The organism is Bacillus sp. FG16 (genome assembly GCF_057809515.1).
In genome coordinates this window covers 1-3,697 of record NZ_JBMDKC010000192.1, presented here as the reverse complement: position 1 = coordinate 3,697, position 3,697 = coordinate 1, and the positions used below count along the sequence as shown (strand labels likewise).

Annotated in this window: 3 protein-coding genes; all 3 read right to left on the bottom strand. The window is 41.2% G+C overall.

The annotated features are described in order from the left end of the window. Positions 1-122 precede the first annotated feature (122 nt). A complete protein-coding gene (locus tag ACODS7_RS31285; RefSeq protein ID WP_488828457.1) occupies positions 123-1,625 on the bottom strand; it encodes a hypothetical protein in 1,503 nt (500 codons plus the stop codon). A 12-nt stretch (positions 1,626-1,637) separates the two neighbouring features. Then, on the bottom strand, positions 1,638-1,919 hold the full coding sequence (locus tag ACODS7_RS31280) for a hypothetical protein (RefSeq protein WP_243169403.1): 282 nt from the start codon (positions 1,917-1,919) through the stop codon (positions 1,638-1,640). 15 nt (positions 1,920-1,934) lie between these two features. Next, the coding region (locus ACODS7_RS31275) for an LPD38 domain-containing protein (protein WP_488828455.1) at positions 1,935-3,697 on the bottom strand (1,763 nt) is incomplete at its 5' end.

The following is a 3,697-nucleotide window of genomic DNA, read 5'->3' as shown; positions in this document are numbered from 1 at the left end:
CTTCCTGTTTTGCTTCCTCACATTCTCTGCAGTGTTCCATTGGTATCCACTCCTCTTCTTTTTCGCCATAAAAAAGAGCCCTTGTTAGGAGCTCTTTTCTACTCGTCGTTTTTTGTTCCCATTCACATCAGTAATTGCGCCGCAAACGGTAGTTCGCCGACATAATAAGTAGCACTAAATTGATGCGTTTCTCCTGCTTTTGCTGTGTAATTTTTATACACTTGTGGATATAACTTCTGCAAAGTAGCATCTCGATGCTGGAGCCATACGAGCGGATTACGTAGTCCTGTTTGCCCTTTACGTAAACTTGCATGAATATGATTTATTTTCATGGCTACTACATAATCTGTTCCTGTCGTATTGAACATCGCATAACTTGTAATTTTTTCACCATTTGGTATATCGTTGAAACTATTATCTGATGCAATGGTATCGAGCGATTGCCCTGTCGCATCCACCAATTTTTCTACAAAAGGACGGCTTCCGGGAAGCATCGCTACATATCCATCTTCTATGAAAGTATCTTTTAACCATTTTATTTTGATATCAAATGTGACTCCCTTATGTGTTACGGTATGAACGGAATACATCTCACACAATGCTGTTGTATGATCTAAAGGATGAAATCCTCTCATCAATTGTACCGCTCTTACCATTTGTGCTTCTTTTACCGTTGTATCCGCTATCCATGAGGTAATTTCTTGATCATCTATATACATTTTTTGACTCACTTTAAAAACCGTTGCCACACTATGCTCTGGTATCCATTCAGCATTTACAGATGAGCCGTTTGGTTTCATACGAAATGCAAATTCTTTATTAGAAAACGGGGCCAGTAAGTCTATCTTTTTAACAGGATTTAACAAATCATCATAAAGTAAGGCGGTCTTATGTGCTTCTGCTGCTTGTGCATATCCCGTATCATTCTTCACCCATCCTCTTGCCGTATTCGCACCACTTGCCGGAGCATTTGCTGGATCATCTCCTTTAAAGGTAGCGATGACTGTATGCGTTCCTTTCGCTAAACCCCGTGCAACCGGGCGAATACCATAGTTCACTTTTAATTCATTCGTTGGAACAGCGTGAATGTGTGTACTTATTGTTTTCACTACCGTACCATCCACCTTGAACTCCCATAGTCCACCACGATTATCAGTGAAATGTTGAAAGTCAAAACCCGTACCATCAAATGTAAATGTGAATGTATCACCTACTGTGGTCGTATAATAGTTTGGTGGATTCACTTTTTGCATGGCTCCCGTATCACTTTTATAGTTGATTGCATGTACTTTCTGCGCTACCACAGATACATTAGAAATCGCACAATCTTCCAATTTTACATAGTCATCTTTTGTATCTTTACGCAACGTGTAATGAGCCACTTTATTTCCTCGAAGTTGCACAAGGACATCTAGCGTACGATCCCCTAACATTCGGGTGTATACTTTTTGAGAAACAGTATGGTTACGAAGTAATGCAATGAAATCTTGTTGTGGTGGTATCACATCTTTTGATACATTCTCAATTTGATTTGCATGCTGTTTTGTTTTTGATTCTATATCAGAAATACGGGGCTCTAAATAAGTTGGATCACTTGCTACACTTGAACTTGTAAGAAAAGGCATGTTCTCCCTCCTTTACATCAATACTTCTCCTTTATAAGAACTCGTTCCATCAACGGAAAACTTTGTAAATGGTTCCATAACGCCTTGATACCCTTGACCTGGCTTCAATGTTATTGATTCATTATGGATAGTTAAGGTAAGATCACTTGCTCCTTCATTTAGAATATAGATACCATGAAGAAGCACATTGTAAGTAAACGTCTTTGAGATGCTACCTGCGAAAAATTTATAGTGACGTGTCCCGATCGCTTCCTGAACCCCTGATACTAGTGTTTGTCCCTGCCAATGCGCCATTTCATTGCCCCCTCTTTACTTATAATCCGGTCTAAAAATAGTAATGCCTTCTCGCGCAAGTGTACGCATCTCTTCATCCAGACGATCTAATTCACTTCGTTTAATCTCTGAATCCATCGCTGTATCTGATTTCACTTGATAATACTCTTTACGTAATTTCGCCATTGCTTTATCTACTTTATGGAACGACTTCATTTCATCCGCATTCGGTGCGTCTTCATCATTCTTTTTACTGTCCGCCTGCAAGGCTTGTTGTTCTTCCATGATATTGTAGTAATCTTCCATGGCTTTCCCACCACCTTGCCCATTGACAAAGAATGCTTTCGCACCTGGTGTCGATTCATTCCATTCTTGTGCAACGGGTGTTGGTGTTTCTTTATTCGATAGCAATGAAATAGCGGCGTCTAATCCTTTCAATGGATACTGACCCAATCCCGCCGTATACCCCTTATATACATTATCAATCTTGTATGGTGATGCTTCGATTCCAGCTGTATCTAATGCATGTGCCACTTCCCGTGCCGTCAGGCTCGTATTCGGTCCATACTGTTCTTTCGACGAATTCTTTTCATCACGCGTGGGAACAATTTTACCATCTCTAAAAAAGCTATAGTTCGCCATATTTTCCACAACTGGCTGGATAACCGTTGGCATCCAAGGTACTTTCACCGCATCGTTGAGTGTTTTCCCATATCCCTCAAAAGCGTAGGGGTCACCCTCGTTCATTCGATTCGCTCGTTCTGCCGTGTTGGCCAGTAAGGAAATATCAAATGGTTTTGGAATTCGTCCGACTTTATCTGTTCCAGGAATCGCGTAGGACCAATACGTGTCCTTCTCTTGCTGCGTCATATTATCCATCATTTCTTTTTGTTTCTCATTTGCATTGGCGTAACTTGCAAGAACTAATGCACTAGGTGGTAATGTAGAACCTGCAATACGAGCGCTCGTCCGAATCGGATGTTCTTTCATGGAGCGAATCAATTTATCTTTTCCTTGTAGGTTAGCATTTAAGAATGTGAACACACGATTAGCAGACTGTACGGAATTCCCCATACGGTTGAAATCCATGAGGTCACGCGCTTGATAAGCCGATTCTTCAGGTGTGAGCCCTTTCTTCAAACCTTTCTGATACGCTCCCACTTTCGTTGCTTCTTCAGATACTTCAGAAATCGTTTGTAATACTTTCAGCCAATTCTTCGGATTCACAGGAGCGGTAATGGTTTGTATGGCTTTTGAAAGCCCTTCTTTTTGCTGGTTACCAATCCCCTCTAGTTGTTCTTTCAACAAATCACGATCGGCAGATAAATATCCACCATATGCACCACCCTGATTCACCCATTCATCATATACCTCTGAACCTTTTCCGAACTTTTTTTTGCCAACTTCCTTTAACCCCTTTACGAAGTCAAACGGATTGTATCCCACATCACTCGTCACATACGCTGCAAACTGGTCACGGATTGGATTCCGCAAGGCAAATTCAGGCGTTAAGGTGGCCCCTGCACGTAGCCAATCACTCGGTTTCGATGCGGCCAAGATAAATTTATTTGTCACTTCCTTATCCATTGCTTTCACGGTACGATACAATTCCGGCGCAAGTTGATACTGTTCTTTTTCACCATTGCGGAAAACAGTAACAATGTTCTCTTTTGCCACAGACTCTTTCCCATCACCTGCAAGCTTTTCAATCCATTTTCCTGCGCCTTCTTTTTCCGCTAAATCTGCAAGAGACAAACCAACTTTATTTCGCTCTATTGCTTGCATCGATTTAAAAGTAT